Source organism: Flavobacterium ustbae, from assembly GCF_003946915.1.
Taxonomy (GTDB): domain Bacteria; phylum Bacteroidota; class Bacteroidia; order Flavobacteriales; family Flavobacteriaceae; genus Flavobacterium; species Flavobacterium ustbae.
Genome location: NZ_RPOC01000001.1, coordinates 404,500 through 424,552, shown reverse-complemented (window position 1 = coordinate 424,552; position 20,053 = coordinate 404,500). Strand labels below are relative to the sequence as shown.

Sequence of the window (20,053 nt, the reverse complement as noted above, 5' to 3'; positions counted from 1 at the left end):
TAAATAATTATGGCTGCTAAAAAAAACAATCAATCCAATAGCGTTAAGGATATTAATTATTACAAAAAGAAATTCTGGAGATTATTTGCCTATTTTCTAGTAGGAATTTTGGCTTTCTTTTTATTTGCTTCATGGGGCCTATTTGGTTCAATGCCTTCATTTGAAGATTTAGAAAATCCAGATTCAAATCTCGCTACAGAAATTATTTCTTCTGATGGAGTTGTAATTGGTAAGTATTTCAAAACCAATAGATCTCAGCTTAAGTATTCTGATTTGCCTAAAAATTTAGTTGAAGCGCTTGTTGCAACTGAAGATGCCCGTTTTTATGAACATTCAGGAATTGACGGACGTGGAACTTTAAGAGCTGTTTTTACTCTTGGAACAAATGGTGGAGCCAGTACATTAACACAACAATTAGCTAAACAATTATTTCATGGTGAAGGGTCTAAGTTTTTGCCTTTCAGGATTGTACAGAAAATAAAAGAATGGATTATCGCGATTCGTCTAGAAAGACAATATACCAAAAATGAAATCTTAGCCATGTATTGCAATGTTTATGATTTCGGAAATTACTCCGTTGGTGTAAGTTCTGCGGCACAAACGTATTTTTCTAAAGAACCAAAAGACTTAACAGTTGACGAATCTGCTATTTTGGTCGGAATGTTTAAAAACTCAGGACTATACAACCCAGTTAGAAATCCAGAAGGGGTAAAAAACCGTCGTAATGTGGTTTTGTCTCAAATGGCAAAAGCTAAAATGATTTCTGAAGCTGAAAAAGAAAGACTTCAGCAATTACCAATTACATTGAAGTTTAAGCTGGAAAGCCACCGTGAAGGTATGGCAACTTATTTTAGAGAGTATCTTCGTGATTATATGAAAAAATGGGTAGCAGATAACAAAAAACCAGACGGTTCTGATTACGATATTTACAAAGACGGTCTAAAAATCTATACTACAATTGATTCCAGAATGCAGGGTTATGCTGAAGAAGCAGTTTCTGCGCACATGAAAAATTTGCAAGAACAGTTTTTTATTGAAATGAAAACCAATAAAAATGCGCCTTTCTTAAACATCACTCAAGCTGAAACAGAGAGAATCATGATGCAAGCGATGAAAAATTCTGTTCGCTGGGCTCAGATGAAAGAAATGGATAAAAGCGAGGAAGATATCATTGCTTCATTCAAAGTAAAAACAAAAATGCGCGTCTTTACTTGGAAAGGTGAGCGCGATACGGTAATGACTCCTATGGATTCTATTCGTTATTACAAACACTTTTTGCAATCTGGTTTAATGGCAATGGAGCCTCAGACTGGAGCAATTAAAGCTTGGGTTGGAGGAATCAATTACAAATATTTTCAATACGATCACGTAGGACAAGGAGCCAGACAAGTAGGTTCTACTTTTAAACCTTTCGTTTACGCGACAGCGATTGAGGAGTTAAATATGTCTCCTTGCGATTCTATTCTAGATGGTCCATTTATGATTCGTAAAGGACGTCATCACGTTACAGAGGATTGGGAGCCAAGAAACTCTAATCATACTTACCGTGGAATGGTAACTTTAAAACAAGCTTTAGCTGGTTCAATCAATACGGTTTCGGCTAAATTGATTGACAGAACAGGCCCAGAAGCTGTAGTTGAACTGACTAAGAAATTGGGAGTAAAAACAGAAATTCCAGTTCAGCCTTCTATTGCTCTCGGAGCCGTAGATATTACAGTTGAAGACATGGTTGCCGCATACAGCACCTTTGCTAACCAAGGAGTTTATGTAAAACCACAGTTTTTAAGCAGAATTGAGAACAAAAGCGGAGAGGTTATCTATGAGCCTATTCCAGAGTCTCACGACGTTTTAAATAAAGATATTGCGTTTGCAGTAATCAAATTGCTTCAAGGGGTAACAGAAAGTGGTTCAGGATCTCGTTTACGTACCGAAGGCGGTGGAAGCGGAGATAAACGTTGGACAGGATATCCATATATGTTTAGAAACCCGATTGCGGGTAAAACAGGAACAACACAAAACCAGTCAGACGGTTGGTTCATGGGGATGGTTCCAAATTTAGTAACTGGAGTTTGGGTTGGATGTGAAGATCGTTCGGCTCGTTTCAAAAGTTTGACTTACGGACAAGGAGCAACAGCTGCACTTCCAGTTTGGGGGTATTTCATGAAACTATGTTATGCAGATAAAGATCTTCAGGTTTCGAAAGCAGAATTTGAGCGTCCAGCAAACCTTTCGATTAAAGTAGATTGTTACGCTAGGCCAGTAATAGTAAAAGATACTACGCAAACCGAACAAAATACAGATGAATTTGAATTGTAATATTGTTGCAATAAAGCGTATCTAATTATATTTCAATCCCTTTGCAAGTCTTTTAGAAGATTGTAAAGGGATTTTTATTTGGGTTTTATTTTTTACGAAATCGTTATAATTTAATCTAAAAACCTTATTTTTATCAAAAAATATTCAGCAATAAAGATAGTTTGTTATGATAACAAAAAAAGTAAATAACGTTCAGGAAGCCATAAGTGGAATTGAAAGCAATATGACCATTATGTTTGGAGGTTTCGGATTATGTGGTATTCCTGAAAACACCATTGCAGCTTTGGTAAACACATCAATTTCAGATTTAACTTGCATTTCTAACAATGCAGGAGTAGATGATTTTGGTTTGGGATTATTACTTCAGAAAAAACAAATTAAGAAAATGATTTCTTCTTATGTGGGAGAAAATGCCGAATTCGAGCGTCAGATGCTTTCTGGAGAATTGGAAGTGGAATTAACGCCTCAAGGAACTTTAGCAGAACGCTGTCGTGCGGCGCAGGCTGGAATTCCGGCTTTCTTTACGCCAGCAGGTTACGGAACTGAAGTTGCAGAAGGAAAAGAAGCACGCGAATTCAACGGAAAAATGCATATTATGGAAGAAGCCTTTAAAGCTGACTTTGCCATTGTTAAAGCTTGGAAAGGTGATGAAGCGGGAAATCTTATTTTCAAAGGAACAGCCAGAAACTTCAATGCGTGTATGGCAGGAGCGGGAAAAATCACCATTGCTGAAGTTGAAGAATTGGTGCAAGTTGGAACTTTAGATCCTAATCAGATTCATATTCCAGGAATTATGGTGCAACGCATTTTTCAGGGAGAAAAGTTTGAAAAACGAATTGAGCAACGCACTGTACGTCAGAGGTAATTAGATAATGAGATAATTTTCCGCTTAGATAATTCTTTAGATATCTACGAAATTATCTAATTATCAAATTGACTAATTGCCACATTAACAAATTGATACATTAAAAACTATGGCACTGAATAAAGAAGATATAGCAAAACGAATTGCAAAAGAGGTTAAAGACCGATATTTCGTAAACTTAGGAATCGGGATTCCGACTTTGGTTGCGAATTATGTGCGTGAAGATATTGCTGTTGAATTTCAAAGTGAAAATGGCGTTCTCGGAATGGGGCCTTTTCCGTTTGCAGGAGAAGAAGATGCCGATATTATTAACGCAGGTAAACAAACTATCACGACACTTCCTGGAGCAAGTTTCTTTGATTCGGCTTTTAGTTTTGGAATGATTCGCAGTCAAAAAGTTGATTTAACGATTTTGGGTGCAATGGAAGTTTCAGAAAACGGAGACATTGCCAATTGGAAGATTCCAGGTAAAATGGTAAAAGGAATGGGAGGCGCAATGGATTTGGTAGCTTCCGCCGAAAATATCATCGTTGCCATGATGCACGTGAACAAAGCAGGAGAATCAAAAATCTTAAAAAGATGTACTTTGCCGCTTACAGGCGTAGGATGCGTTAAAAAGGTCGTAACAGAGCTTGCAGTGCTCGAAGTAGCGGAAAAAGGTTTTAAGCTCTTAGAACGAGCGCCAGGCGTATCAGTCGAGCACATCATCGCTTCAACAGAAGCTGATTTGATTATTGAAGGTGAAATTCCTGAAATGATTATTTAAAAAAGGGACAAAGTTGCAAAGGCTCAAAGGGACAAAGTTTTGGATTGTGTATAAAAACAAAAACCGCCTTTTCGGCGGTTTTTGTTTTTTGAGGACGAATTATAAGTAATCTTTTATTTACATTTGAAACTTAAAAATATGAGATTTGGAAAAGTTTGAAATAGATGTTAAATGGGGAAGTTATTTGTTTATAGCAAATATTATTGCCTCCATTTTTATTGCTCTTTTAATGCTTTTAATTGATAGAGATAGTATAAAGTATGTTATTGTGTTGGTTGCATTGTTTCAATTGGTTTATTTTACCAATAAGGCAATTAGAGAAAACAAAAAATATGGTTTAAGTCGAGGTTATCGAAAGTTTTTTGTTTTTATAAGGCTTTTGACTTTCTTTTTTCTTTTAGGATCATTTTTAAATGGAAACGCAATTACAAGTACAAGTAGTTGGTATTTATCACTGTTTGTGCCCTACAGAGAAAAAGATATTTCAGAATTATTAGTAGAGGATGGTCCTGATAAAGGAATCACGTTAAACGAATTTATTATTTCGATAAAAAGAAAATTCGCTAGAAAATAATCAAACAAAAAACCGCCGAAAAAATTTGGCGGTTTTTTTTATGTTGTGCAGCAAGCTCTTTGTAATTCTGTCACTTTGAACCTTTATCACTTAAAATTATTGTAAATTGAACGAAGCTCCTAAACTGAAAGTAGCTTGATTATTTAAATGATAGAATGGATCATTGTTTGAACCGTATTTTGCAATAGGAAATCCGATTTCTGTGAAAACACCGAATCCGTCAGTAAAGAAATAACGACCACCAACGTGACCTCCGAAATTATGTAAACCTAAGCTTAATCCAGGATAAACGTCTAATTGCTGAACACCAATTACACTTGATAAATTCGCATTGATTCTTGCTTTTGCATCAAAACGATCGCCAAAATCTGGTGTTGCGTCGTTGTAAGCAGAAGTGCTTCCGTGGTAAAATCCTGTAAAATTATCAACTCCTAATAAATAATTGGCAACAAATCCGAAAGAGAAATTTTCTCCTAAACCAAAATCAATAGAACCTTGAATTCCAGATCCTCCATCTTGTAAATTTGCACCAACGTTTACTCTCATGTCGCCTTTTCCTGTAAAGGCACTTTGCGCATTAATAAATCCGAATGATACTAAAAACAAGAGTGTAATAACCTTTTTCATAAAATTTAATATTAATTATTTTGCGTTTGCAAATTTAGAATTAAATAAATTAATTCCTACCTTTTTCATTAAAATACAATTCGTTTAACGGCTCACTTTGCCAGTATTCCTTGGTATCGACGTCTAAAATCGTAAGCGGACCCCTAAATGCAGCTCCAGTATCGACATTCCAGACGCAAGCTTTATTTACAGGAACCGTTTCGCCGATTCGGGTAACCGGAGTGTGGCCAATGTAAACTTCTTTATAAACGGTAAATCTTTTAGGATAGTGTAAGTCGTCTTCCTTTAATTTTGGGTCTAAAGAAAGAGCGGTTTCCCAAAGTGTTCTATCCCAATAAAATAACTTCGAAAAATATTCCCATTTTACACCATTTAAATTAGTGAAACCAGCGTGAACAAACAAACGATTTTGATCGTCAAGATAATAATCCTGAAGATTTTCTAGAAATTCGATATGAGCTCTTTTTTTGTCTTCAGAAATTTTGGCGTAACCTTCAACAGTAGCTTTTCCGCCATGTTTGTACCACATTTCTTCATCAAAATCATCATGTCTCTCTTCTAGCCAATCCAACGCAAGCTGGTCATGGTTTCCTCTTATACAGATGCAGTTTTGTTTGCTCTTTAAATCAATCAAAAAGTCAATTACTTCAACAGGCTGACTCCAGCCATCGACATAATCGCCCAAAAAAATTAGAGTATCTTCAGTAGTAACTTTGGCTCTGTTTAAAACTTGCTCAAGGGCAAGTAATCCGCCGTGTATGTCACCTATAACAAATGTTCGCATTATTTAATTTTTCGAGTAGAAGAACAAAAATAAAAAGAATAATTGGTTTGAACTCATCGAATTCATATTCATTTAAATTTGATATGATTTATAACTATGTGCAAGGCTTTTTTATTGTTTTTCCTCTGTAAATTTGCAATATGTCTGAAACACCAACATATCGTAAAATTATTCATATTGATATGGATGCATTTTATGCGTCGGTAGAACAGATGGACAATCCAGAATTGAGAGGAAAACCTGTTGCTGTTGGCGGTTCAGAGAATCGGGGCGTGGTTTCGGCAGCAAGTTACGAAGCCAGAAAGTTTGGCGTTCGAAGTGCTCTCAGCGGAGTTTTAGCCAAAAAATACTGTCCTGAAATTATCTTCGTTCGGCCAAGATTTGACCGTTATAAAGAGATTTCATCCAAAATTCATAAAATTTTTCACGATTATACCGATTTGGTTGAGCCACTTTCGCTTGACGAAGCCTATTTGGATGTTACTCAGAATAAAAAAGGAAATCCAAGCGCAAGTCTTCTCGCGCAGGAAATTCGAGCAAGAATCTTGAATGAAGTAGGATTAACGGCTTCAGCTGGAATTTCAATTAACAAATTTGTGGCCAAAATTGCCAGCGATTATAATAAACCGAATGGACAGAAAACGGTAAATCCTGATGAAGTAGAATCTTTTTTAGAAGATCTTCCGATTCGTAAGTTTTATGGGGTTGGAAAAGTGACAACAGAGAAAATGTATCAGCTCGGAATTTTTACTGGAACCGATTTAAAGAGTAAGTCCCTGGAGTTTTTGGAGAAACATTTCGGAAAATCGGGAGCCTTTTATTATAGCGTTGTGCGAGGAATCCATAATAGCGAAGTGAAATCTTCTCGAATTGCAAAATCGGTGGCGGCAGAACATACTTTTGATGTGAATTTGTCATCAGAAATTTTTATGATGGAACAATTGGAGCGTATTGCAACTTCGTTAGAAAAACGGCTCCAAAGGCATAATATCTCTGGAAAAACAATTACACTGAAGATTAAATACAGCGATTTTTCGCAACAGACAAGAAGTAAAACACTGCCTTATTTTATTTCAGATAAAAGTTTGATTATGGAAAATGTGGAGGAATTATTGTATCAGGAAAAAATGAAAGATTCGGTTAGATTGCTCGGAATTTCATTGAGTAATTTGAATACCGAAGTGAAGAAGGCAGTTGTCGTGCAGTTAAAATTTACGTTTTGATAACAATTTTTAAAAATTCAAAATAAGATAGGGGTTATGAATAGCAAGATTTTTCTGCTATCTTTGAGTAAAAAAGATTTAAATATCGGATTGTTGGTATGAAAAATAAAAATTCGGATGATTTACAGCAACGAAATTCAGTTCCAATTCTGGCTTGGGATTTTCATTATGAATATCTAAATGAGCTAAAAGCCTTAAATTCAGATTTAAAAAGAGTAAGCAAAATCTCAGATGAATTTACTTGGGATGAAAAAAAGCTTAACATTCAGGAAAGAATTAAAAACGAAGTAGTTGTAGTAACCGACTTAGATTTGAAAATAGTTTTCGCGTCAAGCGGAATAAAAAAAATGACGGGCTATAAAGAGGAAGAAATCTTAGGAAAAACTCCTAAAATGTTTCAAGGGCCAGCAACTTCACAAAAGGATTTAAAAGAAATTAGAGAAGCAGTAAAAATGAAGATTCCTTTTGAAAAAACACTCGAAAATTATAGAAAAAACGGAAATACATACAAATGTAAAATTGATGCCTCTCCCGTTTATAACCTCAAAGGAGAAATATCACATTTTATAGCTTTCGAAAAACAAGATATGAGCGCGTAAAGATTGGCCACTAAGGCACAAAGACGCAAAGATTTTTTTTAAGATATTTTATATAAAAGCAAAAACCGCCTTTTGGGCGGTTTTTGCTTTTATATAAACTTTGTGTCTTTGCGTCTTTGTGGCAAATACCTTAAAGATTGGCAAAGAAATCATTTCCTTTGTCGTCTGTGATAATGAAAGCAGGGAAATCTTTAACGGTGATTTTACGAACCGCTTCCATGCCTAATTCTTCAAAATCAACAACTTCTACTTTTAGAATGTTGTCTTGCGCTAGGATTGCAGCAGGACCTCCGATAGAACCTAAGTAGAATCCGCCGTATTTGTTGCAGGCATCAGTAACTTGTTTGGTACGGTTTCCTTTTGCAAGCATAATCATACTTCCGCCATTTTTCTGGAATTCATCTACATAAACATCCATACGTCCAGCAGTTGTAGGTCCAAAACTTCCAGAAGCCATTCCGTCTGGAGTTTTTGCAGGACCAGCGTAATAAACAGGGTGATTTTTGAAATACTCTGGCATTGGTTTTCCTGCATCTAACATTTCTTTAATTTTTGCGTGAGCAATATCTCTCGCAACAATTACAGTTCCGTTTAGTTTTAGACGCGTTTTAACTGGATATTTAGAAAGTTGAGCCAACATGTCTGCCATTGGCTGATTCAAATCAATTTCTACTGGAGCCTCTAAATGTGGCGCTGTTTCTGGTAAAAATTGTTTAGGATTTACCTCTAATTGCTCAACAAAGATTCCGTCTTTTGTAATTTTTCCTTTAATGTTTCTATCTGCAGAGCAAGAAACTCCTAATCCAACTGGACAAGAAGCCGCGTGACGAGGCAGACGGATTACACGAACGTCGTGCGTAAAATATTTTCCTCCAAACTGAGCTCCAATCGCACTTTCCTGACAGATTTTCTGAACTCTTTCTTCCCATTCGTGATCACGAAATGCTTGACCAGCCATGTTTCCAGTTGTTGGAAGATTATCATAATATCCAGCAGAAGCTTTTTTGACAGCGCTTAAGTTTGCTTCAGCAGAAGTTCCACCAATTACCAAAGCTAAGTGGTACGGAGGACAAGCAGAAGTTCCTAAATCTTTAATTTTTGTTCTAATGAATTCATCCAGAGATTTTTCATTCAACAAAGATTTAGTTTGCTGATATAAGTAAGTTTTATTAGCAGAACCACCACCTTTTGCCATGAACAAAAAGTCGTAAGAAGTTCCTTTTTTAGCATAAATATCAATTTGCGCCGGAAGATTTGATCCTGAATTTTTCTCTTCAAACATCGAAATCGGAACAATCTGCGAATAACGTAAGTTTCTTTTTTGATAAGTATTAAAAATTCCGCGGCTCAACCATTCTGCATCGTCAGCACCAGTAAAAATGCTTTCGCCTTTTTTAGCCATTACAATTGCAGTTCCTGTATCCTGGCAGCTTGGTAACTGACCTTCAGCAGCAACAGATGCATTTTGAAGTAAATTGTAAGCTACAAAACGATCATTGTCTGTCGCTTCTGGATCATCTAGAATTTTTCTTAGTTTTTGCAAATGCGTCGTTCTCAACATAAACGAAACATCTGTCAAAGCTTCTTCAGCCAATAATTCTAAACCCTTTGGGTCAACCGTTAAAACTTCACGTTCTCCAAACTGCTCCACTTTTACAAAATCTGAGGTGATTTTGCGGTACTGCGTATCATCCTTTAAGATCGGATAAGGATCCTGGTATATAAAATCAATCATTACTTTGTTTTTTACAAAGTTAGAAATTATTTATTTTAGAAAGATTTTGAATAAGGGTCTTCTGATGCTTTTATTCTATCGTATTGAATTGGTCAAACGTCATCTTTTTTTCGAAATAAGGTTTATCCTTTGCAGAAAGAAGCATTTTTTTCCATTTATTGTCTTTTAATTCGAAAGCAATAGAATCTGAATACGTTAGAATTCCCATGTCTTGGTTTTCATTTTCATCATCTGGAACAAATGCAACAGTTTTGCAATAAAAAGATTTTGGTTCAGAATTCTTTTCTGGATTAATGATTTCCAGCCAATTACCCCAACCGCTGTCGGACAGCGTATTCCATTGATGCACTAATTGCAGGCTGTTATTTTTTAGATAATATAAATAATTTTCATGTGAATATCCGCATGCTGGATACCCAACAGAAATTTGTAAAAAAGGAGAATTTTTGAAATTTTCAGAAGCTAGTCCATAAGATGCCGTCCATTCAGAACCTTTTTCAAAACCTTTAATTGCAATCTTTGAAGAAGCCGTTTTAGCTTTGTTTTGATAAAAGTCTAATCGGTATTTTACAGAAACGATGCTGTCTTTATCTGCCTGCTGCTCTACCAAATGAGCCAGAATATAATCTGTTGGAGATTCTGTTCCGTCCATATAAATGGCTACCGTATCAGTTTTAATGATTTTTTCATCATTTGTAACTGGCAATGTCTCGTGGTTTTCCAGTATTTCTGCAATTGGCGGTGCAGCGTCTGTAGGTTTTGTTTTTTGACATCCGATTAAGAGCAATACGAAGAAGAGGGGGGCTATTTTCATAATGTTTATGTTAGATTTTCAAATATATATTTTTCATCGTAATCAACCTTAAATTTATTTAGAAAATTCAGATATTCATCATTAAAACTTTGCTTTTTATGATGCTCTTTTTGATTTTGAATGTATTTGTAAACAGAATCTATTTGAGATTGACTATAAGAGAAAACACCGTAACCAACCTGCCACGAAAATTGAGATTTCGTTAGTTTATTGTCATTGATATATTTTGAAGATTTTGCTTTGACATTTTTCATGAGATCAGATATGGTAATTGTTGGTTTTATTGCTAGCAAACAATGTACATGATCTTCAACGCCATTTACAATAATGTTTTTACACCCATTTTCATTGATTAAATTGCCAATTACACCGAGTAATTCTGATCTCCAGCTTTCTTCAATTAAAGCATTTCTATATTTAACTGCAAAAACTACTTGAATGTAGACTTGATGATAGGTATTTGCCATATTTTTTTTCTGGCAAAAATAAATGCAATAAATATTTTTTTGTAATATTTAACTTTCTTTTTTTAAATATGATGTTTGATAATTATCCACGGATTAAAATCCGTGGCTACAATATGGTACGTTCCTATGGAACTCTTGAATTGTTGCCTTTAAGATCAACGGATTAAAATCCGTTGCTACAATATTAAACGTTCCTAAGGAACTTTCAAAATCTGTTACATGAAGAAAGAGCCATCGGCTCGAACAATTTTGTAGCCCCGGATTTTAATCCGGGGAATCGTTCCAAAAAATCTTGTAATTTGGATTTTAATTCGCGGATGAAAACGCGTTATTAAATGCAGAATTTAATTGTGACGGAATTAGATTAAAAAAACCAAGTAGCCACAAAAATCGCTGTAATAACACAGATCAAATCTACCAAAAGCATTGTGCCTAACGCATAGCGTGTGTTTTTAATATTTACAGAACCAAAATAAACCGCAATTACATAAAAAGTGCTTTCGGCGCTACATTGAAAAATACTACTCAATCTAGCAGTTAAAGAATCGGCTCCAAAAGTATTCATTGAATCGATTAGAAATCCTCTTGAACCCGCCGAACTAAATGGACGCAGCATCGCAACAGGAAGCGCATTGGTAATGTCTTTACTTACGCCTAAATTTGAAAAGATAAACCCGATGGCGTCGCTGATAATTTCGAATAAACCGCTATTTCTGAATAATGAAATAGCAACCAACATTCCTAAAACATAAGGAAAAATAGTAACTCCGGTTTTAACTCCGTTATTAGCGCCGACAACAAAAGTGTCAAAAACAGTTGTTTCTGCCTCTTTGAATTTTTTCTCGTGTCGGAATGAGAAAATCAACGTAAATGCAATAATGGCAATTAAGATTAATCCAGAAAGGTTAGAAGTAAAGTAATTTTTTCCGATTAAATCCAAATGATTTACATACATCAACAGACTTACGATAGCCGCAATTAAAACCATTAAACCAATAAGCAACGAAGCACTTTTGAAATTGATCTTTTGTTTGATTCCAACAATCAAAAATGCCGCGATAGTTCCGATAAACGAAGTAATGATACAAGGTAGCATCACATCGGCCGGATTACTTGCGTTTGCCGCCGCGCGATAACCAATAATAGAAGTCGCAATTAAAGTCAATCCAGAAGCGTGAAGACACATAAACATAATTTGTGCATCGCTCGCTTTGTCTTTTTCGGGGTTTATTTCCTGTAAACTTTCCATGGCTTTCAGTCCAAATGGAGTTGCAGCCGAATCCAATCCCAAGAAATTGGCAGCAAAGTTCAAGGTCATGTAAGATATTGAAGGGTGATTTTTAGGAATACTTGGAAACACTTTCACAAATACTGGACTTAAACCTTTTGCTAGTTTTCCTGAAGCCCCAGAAACAATTAAAAGTTCCATTAATCCGCAGAAAAAGGCTAAATAGGCAATAAGAGGCAGAATTAAATCGACCAATGTGCTTTTACAAGTTGGCAATAAACCGTCAGATTTTTGAAGTCCGCTATAGATTTTTACCGTTTTGTTTTTGTAAACGTAAGTTGTGTCGGCATTTAGCGTGTCACGATTGATAATCATGGTCTGATCTGGCGCTTTTTTGATACTATCTTTTAAGAAAGCAGGAAGTTCTTCCACGTATTTTTCAGAAACTAAAATAGGATCGTCTTTCTTTCCATTTAAAATAGAATCAATAGTATACGTATTAGCAGTAAACAAACTGACTACAATAAAAACAATCGAAGAAATGAAAATCGCTAACCAAAATCTGCTTAATACCATAATTGTAATTTTTTGTAAATGTAATTATTTAGCAATAATAAGCATAAAGATTCTGTTTCAGAAGAATATTTTGATGCTTAGGATTTGAAATAATTTATTTCAAATGTAGAAAATTGATGTCGCCCCTCTGGGGCTTATGTTGTATAAATCGATAACTAGCTATAAATATGTCGCTCTTCCAGAGCTATCTATTCTTTGATACTAAGCTCTGGAAGAGCGATATATTTATAGAAAAAGTCACAGAAGAAAAAGCTCCAGCGGAGCGGCACAATTAGCCATCACTTTTCAAAAAAAACTATTCAATAACAGTTTTGGTTTCCAAATACGTTTCAAAATATTTAATTCCTTCCAAAATAACCTGTTTTTTATCCATTTCTATTTCATTGAAAAACTCCGTTTCTATTTTGACGTAATCTTTTTTAATGGTTCTTTTCCAAATGCCAATTACCTTTCCGTTTTCTAAAATAATAGGTTTGAAAATTCCATTATTAGTAAAAACTTTCGATTGATGTTCTGTATTAAATGAAGCTTCTCGACTTTTATACGAAATTAATATCTCATCAAAAGAGGGAAGGAAATGTACGCTTTCGCGAAAGTTGTCTTCGTCTGAAAATCCTTTTTTAAACCAAAACTGCTGATTATCAATAGTGATTTGGTTTAGTTGCAACTCTATTGCGTTAACTGCTTTTTGGCAAATTGTAGGCGGAAAACCTGACCACCACGAAAAATCAAGTACTGTTGCTGGACCGTGACTTTCAAAATAGCGTTGAGCGAGTTTTACTAAGGCTTCTTCTTTATTCAATTTAATTTTTGGTTTCGGAACTCTTTCTTCGAGCAAAGCATACGTGATTTGTTTGCCTTTCATTTTGCCATTGCAGACCAAACCGTCCAGTTCGGCATTCATCATTACAATTACAGGAGATAAATCGCCGGCTTTTTTTTGAATATTAAGTTCCTGCATGATTTCCTCTCGGGTTAAATGATTATTGCCCGCCAGAAGTTTTTCTATTGCTGAATTAACCTGACCGAATTTCTTTTCGTCAAAGCCATGTTGTTTGGCCATTGTAGTAAAGAGACGTTTTACTTGTGGCGCTGAAAGTTCTAGCATCCAATAAATGTCATCTGGAGAAACAAAATGCCAAGTCGGACGCAGAATATGGGTTCGAATAATTTTAGCAGAATCTATAGCTTCTTGAATCTCTTTTTCTGAGGAATCACAACGCGAACCAATTGCCCATTTCGCCATGGCATAGTCCTGCGCCTGCATAGCACCAAAATGCTTTACAATTTCCTGTGGCAAACAAGAACTTGTTTTATAAAGTTTCTGTGAAACCATTCTATAATGCGAAATTTCTGAATGCGTCATTTTTTTTTAAACCATATAAGTTATATAAGTCAATTTAAGCAATTAATCACAAATTAGGAGCTTTGATCCTCTGAAGCTTTGAAACTTTTCCCTAAAAAAACTTAGCATCTCAGAACCTTTGAACCTTTGCCCCTCAAAAAAACCTATACATGAATAATTTCTTCCTCAATCAATAAATCTTCCCGGCGTAAGCGTAAGAAAATTTGAGCCACAGCAATCGTATCTTTTTCGCAATATGTAATAATTCGGTCGATATCTTTTTCGACATAATAAACGTGTGCAACCTGACTTCCGTCGATATCGCCTTTTGGCGATGGCACGCCTAAAATCTTGGTGAGCAGTTTTAAAGAAGTATAATGCTTGTAATCTCCAAACTTCCATAATTCTAAAGTATCCAAATGCGGAATTTCCCAAGGTTTTTTACCGAATAAATTCAGTTTGTCTGGAATTGGCAATTGATTGATAATCATTCTACGGGCAATAAACGGTATATCAAATTCTTTCGAATTATGTCCGCATAGCAAATGCTGTGGCTGATTGAAATGATTATTAACCAAATTACTGAAATCTTTCAAGATTTTCTTTTCTTCACCAAAAAACGAAGTCACTCTAAAGTTTCTAACATCTCCTTTGATCGTAAAAAAGCCGACCGAAATGCAGATTATCTTTCCAAATTCGGCCCAAATTCCGGCGCGTTCGTAAAATTCTTCTGGAGAAAACTCGTCTTTACGCTGATATTGCGTTTTTAAATCCCAAAGCGATTGCATTTCCGCGTCAAGCGAATTGAAATTTTCTTCTTCGGGAACGGTTTCTATATCAAGAAATAAAATGTTATTGAGGTTTACTTTTTCAATCATATATTACTGTGGTTTTTGCCACGACCCGAGCGATAGCGAACAGGCGAAGCAATTCACGAATTTCCGCGAATTCTATTTTTATGAATTTAAAGCATTCACACAAAACAAAAGAATTATCTTACTTTTGGTTTGCTCAGAAAGAATTTAAAATTAGTGTAAATTACTGAAATTTGTGGCGAAAAACTAAAATAAACTTTGTTGCAGTGAAGGGCTTTCGTGTTCTAAAAGCCATTTTTTGCGCGACAATCCGCCAGCGTAACCCGTTAATGATCCGTTTGTGCCAATAACTCGATGGCAAGGAACCACAATCCAAAGCGGATTTTTACCATTTGCCGATGCTACGGCACGAATGGCTTTTACGTCGCCCAGTTTTTTGGTCTGATCCATATAACTTACTGTTTTTCCGAATGGAATTTCTAATAGCGATTTCCAGACTTTCTGCTGAAATTCAGTTCCCTGCGGATTCAGTTTGAGATCAAAATCGGTTCTTTTGCCTTCAAAATATTCATTTAATTGAAAAACAGTATCTTGTAAAACTTCAGGAATAGTTTCTGAAATTTCATTCGTGCCAACGTCAGAAACGGAAATTACAGCAATACCATTTTCATCTCCAACAATTTTGGTGATTCCTAAAGGCGAGTTGATGTACGCTGTTTCCATAAATTTTGGGTTTTAAACCATATAAGTTATATAAGCAAATTTAAGTTTTTCTAAACTCTTTTGATGAACTTATATGACTTATATGTTTTAATATTGATCAGTCGTAAATTGATAATTTAAAATGGTTTCAATTTTTTCACTTGAAATAACTTTTTTAATGTTTGATTTTTGAGAACTGAATTTTGGTTCTGGAAAATTCATTATAATCGCCTTTTGGGAATAATACTCCTCTCTTGTTGGATGAAAAGGCGCTACGGCATTAAAAATCTCATTCCATTTGGATTGATTTATAATTTCTTCTATGATTCTGATGCAGTCATTTTGATGAATCAAATTTATTGGGGCATCTGGATTTTCGAGGTTTTCTTTACCGGCGAGAAATTTTACAGGATGACGATCTTCGCCAATTAATCCTCCGAAACGAAGAATTGTAGTTTCAAAGTTTTGGTTTTGCTGAAGAAGCTTTTCAGCTAAAAGCAATTGTTTTCCGCTTTCTGTCTCTGGATTCGGAATGGTTTCTTCCGTAATTAAACAGTTATCATCGCCATAAACCGAAGTTGAACTTACAAAAAGCACTTTCTTAACAGCTGATTTTTCTATAAAAGGAATTAGATTTTGGATCTTTTCTACAAAAGCCTTTTTCTCAGTATTAGGATCGACCGCTCTCAATTTTGGCGGAATGTCGATAATTAGAATTTCGCTTTCCGCTAAAAAAGTGTTGATGTTTTCAGAAATGGAATCACTTTCAAATGCTCCTTCTCCCGAAGTTTCGGGATCGTTCAGGATAACAATAAACGGATTTATTCCAGCGTTTTTTAAGATTGAAAGTTTGTTTTCTGAAGTGGTTGATCCGTTTATTGAATGTCCTTTTTCGATTAGTTTTTTCGCTAAAGGCAATCCAAGCCAGCCACAACCTAATATGCTTATTTGTTTCATTTTTTTGTTTTGAGGTGCAAAGATACAAAGGTGCAGAGGTTCAAAGTCTTTTTTATCGAGAGCTTGAAACAAAATCCTTTTTAATCTCTTTAATCTATGGCAAAAAAAAAGCTTTGTGTCTTAGCGACTTTGTGAGATTTATTTTTCACAAAGTTAAAATAAATTGCACCTTGTAGTTTCTTTTTATGCCCTAATTGAGGAATCTAGTGGTGGAAATTTGATGGTTATGCAACTGAAGGAACAAAGGGAAAGACAGAAGGTTTAAAATTTGAATGCGCTTGTTAAATTGAAAAAGGCAAACTTATATTTAAGTTTGCCTTTATTTTAGAATTTAAAACGATTGTAGAAGCCTTAATTACCAGTGTTTATTCTAGTTTAATGTTGTTTTTCTCTGCAATTTTTTTAAATAAATCTTCTTTATTTTCCGATTTCATTTTCTGATAAAGAGCGCCGATGAGTTTTTCAGAATCTTTTGCATAATCTGAATTTTCATTGGTGTAAATAATATGTGCTATAAAAAGATTGTCCAATGCTTTTTCATCGTCTTTCAGCATGAAATAGTTTTTTCCAGCACCAAAATAGCCTTCAGCATTATCTGGATGAAATTGAATTAGCTTTTCGTAATAGCTTATTGCGGTTTTATAATCAGATTTAAAAGTATAAACAACGCCAATATTCATTAAAGCAAAATTGCCTTCAGGATAAATTTCCAGTGATTTGTTGTAATATTTAATGGCATTATCGTAATCGTTTAACTGTCTGTACGAAACTGCCATGTCATCAAGGGCGAGAACAAAATTTGGATCTTCTTTTAAAGCTAGCTGAAAACTTTCAATAGCCATTTTATAGTTGTTCTGGCGCATAAAATCTTTGGCAATGACATAAGAATTCTGTGCGTTTTTGTTTTTTGATTCGCTATAGAAAACATTGTCTTTGTTTTCAATTAATTCTGGAATCAAGTTTGGACATTTTTTGGCAATCACACCTTGAACTCTCAGAACCATACCTTGAATGCCTTCAACAGTATTCATCGATTCTCTAACTTTTGGATCTTTATCCGTTAAAATCAGCTCACCCATTGGCTGAGTTAAACAGTCTCTGAAAACATCTTCGGTAATTTTTGAATTCTTTTCTAAACATTCACATGCTTTTGCAGCTATTTTTTCTTCAACCGTTTGTGCATTAAGTGCCAAAAAGTTGCTAAAAGTCAAAAACAACAAGAAGTTTTTTTTCATTTTAAATCATTTAAAGGTTAGAAAGATCTATTCTGGAAGGGGTGCAGGTTTTACGCTGTCTTTGGCAACAGCCAAACTATCTTTTACCACAACTGGCTCAAGCGGTTTTATTGGCGGCGTATATCTCTTAATTTTCTGCTGTATTAAAATGGCATCATTTAAAACAAAAGGTGTCGGCATCATCCAATTGCTTCTTGGTTTGACGTTTAATAACGGATTTGTCATTAAATCGAATGAACTTTCGATTAAATCCATATCAAAAATAGACGATTTGTTGATGTAAAATTCCATTTCAAGCGGTTCATTTCCTACCACATAGTAACATAAAATTTTGCTGTCATCTCTTTGCAGGCGATTTCCTTTTTCGCCAGAAGTTGCCACTCCGTTTGCTTTAAAGTTAAAAAATGCCATTTTTGGATTAGCATAGATGTCGTAACGGTTTACTTTTCTGTTTGGCGTGATTTTAATTTTCAAATATCTATTGTTCCCAATTACGCTGTCTCTTAAAAACTGAATTGTTGGTTTTGGCACATCAACAACCGGAGCTATAGCGCTGTAAGTAAATGTTGTGTTGTATTTGCTTGCCAATGGCAAAGTGTTTAAACCAACCGCTTTTTGATTGCTTTCTCCCAAATACGATTTGGTCCATTCATCCAAATTAGTGTCATAAGTTGCCCAAACAGCAGAATTGTTGTCGGCATTATAAACATATAATAAACTATTAGATTTGGCTTTTCCGTATTCGTAACCAGAATGATATCCTGCGTAAATGAAAAACGAAATAGAAGCAAGGAAGAAAACGATGATCCAAGCCCCTTTTTTTGCAAAGGCTCCAAATATTGGCAATAGCAATCCGAATAATAAAACAGTTAGAATAGCGCTTCCAAAAAGTATTTTAAGTCCTAATCCGATTGGGAACATCACGATAAATGGTGCGACAATTGCTAGAGCAGGAATGCTGAAAAGTAAATTCATTCCTAAACTGTAATGCTGTGTGAAGACAAAAATTCCAAATAATAAAATTCCGAAATAAACAGGAATAATTAAGAAACCAGCTCCTGTTAAGCTGTTGGCTAAAAATGCGTTTATGATAATCCAAAGCAATAAAGGAGCAACAAAATGGTTCATTGTAATTTTAGCTTCAGAAAAATGATGATAGAACGCAAAACAAATAGCAATGCTCAGTGTAACAAATGCGCCAATATACGCATGTCCATTATAAGTAAATCCGTTTAAAAGATCAGAATACTGCGGATAAATTTCTAGAATAAGTTTCCATCCTAAAAAGGTTACCAATCCTGCAATTATTATTGATCCTAAAAGAGGAATAAAACCTTTGAAAATTTCTGTGAAAGTGATGATTCTTTTTACTTTTCCAACAAAAATGAAGATGAATAATAAACCGAAAGCAATTAGTGTCATTGGCATTACCCAAGTAAACGGATAACTGATGAATGAAAAAGGAGCGCTGAAGTAAACATCGTCTTCTGTAGACTCGGTTTGGTTTAAATCAATGTTGGAGAAGTATTTCATCAAAGGCATAATATAAGTGCCCTGATGTGCTAATGTGGTTTTGTTTAAATGCTGAATGTCGTCCTGCTGTGTGTGATAGTTAAAATGACCATCGATAAAAGCGAAATTGAATCCCTGAATATTGGCTTGTTCTCTAAAAACCGTCAAATCGGTATCATTAGGAAGCATTTTGTAGATGCTGTACATCAAGGAATTGGAAACTGGATGAGAAGGTTTTGATTTTGTAAATTCCTTAACCAAGGCTTGGTTTCCTTTATTAGTTTCCATCAGCATGTAGCTTGGTCCAGAAGTTCCTCTTGCTTCAAAGTTTAAAACCAAACCAACGTCTTTTGCCCAAGGATGTTGATTGACGAATAAAGCAGCGCCGTTTAATCCTAATTCTTCTGCATCAGAAAATAAGATAATAATATCATTTTTTTGAGGATGTTTGGAATATAAAAAGGCACGAACGCCTTCTAAAATTGTAGCAATGCCCGAAGCATCGTCGCTTGCACCTTTTGAGAAAGAATGTGGTGCACTGTCATAATGAGAAAGAAGTAAAAGTGCTTTTGTATTATTGGTTCCTTTAATTCGGGCTAAAATATTCTTTGACTTTACTAAAAGACCTTTATCATTTAGAGTAAAACCTTCCTGAACACTCGTTTCTAAACCAATTCTGTTTAATTCTAGTTTTAAATAATTGGCCACAAGCTCATGATTGGTCGATCCGACGTAGTGCGGTTTCTGCGCAATTATTTCAACTTGATGAAAGGCTCTGTCGGTTGAGAATTCAGCAAGCGCTTCGTCGTCTTTAGAGATTCCTTGCGGCATCATCGTGGCGTATATAATGCCAAGTAAAAATAAAACGCAGGTTATGGCTAGAATTGAGGTTTGGTTTTTTCTCATGGTAAAA

18 protein-coding genes are annotated in these 20,053 nt (G+C 35.1%); 6 read left to right on the top strand and 12 right to left on the bottom strand.

What is annotated here, in order from left to right; all coding sequences use genetic code 11:
• Window positions 1-9 precede the first annotated feature (9 nt).
• The 4 genes from EG814_RS01810 to EG814_RS01795 all read left to right on the top strand — a co-directional run bounded on the left by EG814_RS01810 (window position 10) and on the right by EG814_RS01795 (window position 4,521).
• Window positions 10-2,316, top strand: coding sequence for a penicillin-binding protein 1A (locus EG814_RS01810; RefSeq protein WP_125718311.1), 2,307 nt, complete (start codon window positions 10-12; stop codon window positions 2,314-2,316).
• 166 nt (window positions 2,317-2,482) lie between these two features.
• The gene (locus tag EG814_RS01805; protein WP_125718309.1) at window positions 2,483-3,181 is read left to right on the top strand and encodes a CoA transferase subunit A; all 699 of its coding nucleotides are present in this window, start codon (window positions 2,483-2,485) and stop codon (window positions 3,179-3,181) included.
• Window positions 3,182-3,290: 109 nt separating this feature from the next.
• Window positions 3,291-3,947 (top strand): 3-oxoacid CoA-transferase subunit B, encoded by a 657-nt coding sequence (locus tag EG814_RS01800; RefSeq protein ID WP_125718307.1) that lies wholly within the window; start codon window positions 3,291-3,293, stop codon window positions 3,945-3,947.
• 145 nt (window positions 3,948-4,092) lie between these two features.
• Window positions 4,093-4,521: a hypothetical protein gene (locus EG814_RS01795; RefSeq protein ID WP_125718306.1), complete on the top strand. Its 429-nt coding sequence runs from the start codon at window positions 4,093-4,095 to the stop codon at window positions 4,519-4,521.
• A gap of 96 nt (window positions 4,522-4,617) precedes the next feature.
• On the opposite strand, the gene EG814_RS01790 is transcribed toward EG814_RS01795, so the two are convergent.
• Together EG814_RS01790 and EG814_RS01785 are read right to left on the bottom strand one after the other, a co-directional pair.
• Window positions 4,618-5,148 (bottom strand): DUF6646 family protein, encoded by a 531-nt coding sequence (locus EG814_RS01790; RefSeq protein WP_125718304.1) that lies wholly within the window; start codon window positions 5,146-5,148, stop codon window positions 4,618-4,620.
• Between the two features lie 49 nt (window positions 5,149-5,197).
• Entirely contained in the window at window positions 5,198-5,932 is a 735-nt protein-coding gene (locus EG814_RS01785; protein ID WP_125718302.1) for a metallophosphoesterase family protein, read from the bottom strand.
• Window positions 5,933-6,072: 140 nt separating this feature from the next.
• On the opposite strand from EG814_RS01785, the gene dinB reads away from it, so the two are divergent.
• Window positions 6,073-7,155: a DNA polymerase IV gene (gene dinB / locus EG814_RS01780; protein WP_125718300.1), complete on the top strand. Its 1,083-nt coding sequence runs from the start codon at window positions 6,073-6,075 to the stop codon at window positions 7,153-7,155.
• A 98-nt stretch (window positions 7,156-7,253) separates the two neighbouring features.
• The gene (locus tag EG814_RS01775) at window positions 7,254-7,754 is read left to right on the top strand and encodes a PAS domain-containing protein (protein ID WP_125718298.1); all 501 of its coding nucleotides are present in this window, start codon (window positions 7,254-7,256) and stop codon (window positions 7,752-7,754) included.
• A 130-nt stretch (window positions 7,755-7,884) separates the two neighbouring features.
• Here EG814_RS01775 and EG814_RS01770 read toward each other — a convergent pair whose 3' ends face one another.
• The 10 genes from EG814_RS01770 to EG814_RS01720 form a co-directional block, all read right to left on the bottom strand.
• Window positions 7,885-9,489 (bottom strand): fumarate hydratase, encoded by a 1,605-nt coding sequence (locus EG814_RS01770; RefSeq protein WP_125718296.1) that lies wholly within the window; start codon window positions 9,487-9,489, stop codon window positions 7,885-7,887.
• Window positions 9,490-9,559: 70 nt separating this feature from the next.
• Window positions 9,560-10,303 (bottom strand): hypothetical protein, encoded by a 744-nt coding sequence (locus EG814_RS01765; RefSeq protein WP_125718295.1) that lies wholly within the window; start codon window positions 10,301-10,303, stop codon window positions 9,560-9,562.
• Window positions 10,304-10,308: 5 nt separating this feature from the next.
• Window positions 10,309-10,770: an IS200/IS605 family transposase gene (tnpA, locus tag EG814_RS01760; RefSeq protein ID WP_125718293.1), complete on the bottom strand. Its 462-nt coding sequence runs from the start codon at window positions 10,768-10,770 to the stop codon at window positions 10,309-10,311.
• A 364-nt stretch (window positions 10,771-11,134) separates the two neighbouring features.
• A complete protein-coding gene (locus EG814_RS01755) occupies window positions 11,135-12,574 on the bottom strand; it encodes a nucleoside recognition domain-containing protein (protein WP_125718291.1) in 1,440 nt (479 codons plus the stop codon).
• A gap of 295 nt (window positions 12,575-12,869) precedes the next feature.
• Window positions 12,870-13,940 carry a winged helix DNA-binding domain-containing protein gene (locus EG814_RS01750; protein WP_125718289.1) on the bottom strand — a complete coding sequence of 357 codons (1,071 nt, stop codon included), beginning with the start codon at window positions 13,938-13,940 and terminating at the stop codon, window positions 12,870-12,872.
• A gap of 143 nt (window positions 13,941-14,083) precedes the next feature.
• The gene (locus EG814_RS01745) at window positions 14,084-14,797 is read right to left on the bottom strand and encodes a 3'-5' exonuclease (protein ID WP_125718287.1); all 714 of its coding nucleotides are present in this window, start codon (window positions 14,795-14,797) and stop codon (window positions 14,084-14,086) included.
• A gap of 183 nt (window positions 14,798-14,980) precedes the next feature.
• Window positions 14,981-15,457: a methylated-DNA--[protein]-cysteine S-methyltransferase gene (locus EG814_RS01740; RefSeq protein WP_125718285.1), complete on the bottom strand. Its 477-nt coding sequence runs from the start codon at window positions 15,455-15,457 to the stop codon at window positions 14,981-14,983.
• Window positions 15,458-15,544: 87 nt separating this feature from the next.
• Window positions 15,545-16,393 carry an NAD-dependent epimerase/dehydratase family protein gene (locus EG814_RS01735; protein ID WP_125718283.1) on the bottom strand — a complete coding sequence of 283 codons (849 nt, stop codon included), beginning with the start codon at window positions 16,391-16,393 and terminating at the stop codon, window positions 15,545-15,547.
• A 365-nt stretch (window positions 16,394-16,758) separates the two neighbouring features.
• Window positions 16,759-17,628, bottom strand: a complete 870-nt coding sequence (locus EG814_RS01725; protein WP_125718281.1) for a tetratricopeptide repeat protein — start codon at window positions 17,626-17,628, stop codon at window positions 16,759-16,761.
• Between the two features lie 27 nt (window positions 17,629-17,655).
• Window positions 17,656-20,046, bottom strand: coding sequence for a M28 family peptidase (locus EG814_RS01720; RefSeq protein ID WP_235830888.1), 2,391 nt, complete (start codon window positions 20,044-20,046; stop codon window positions 17,656-17,658).
• Window positions 20,047-20,053: the final 7 nt, after the last annotated feature.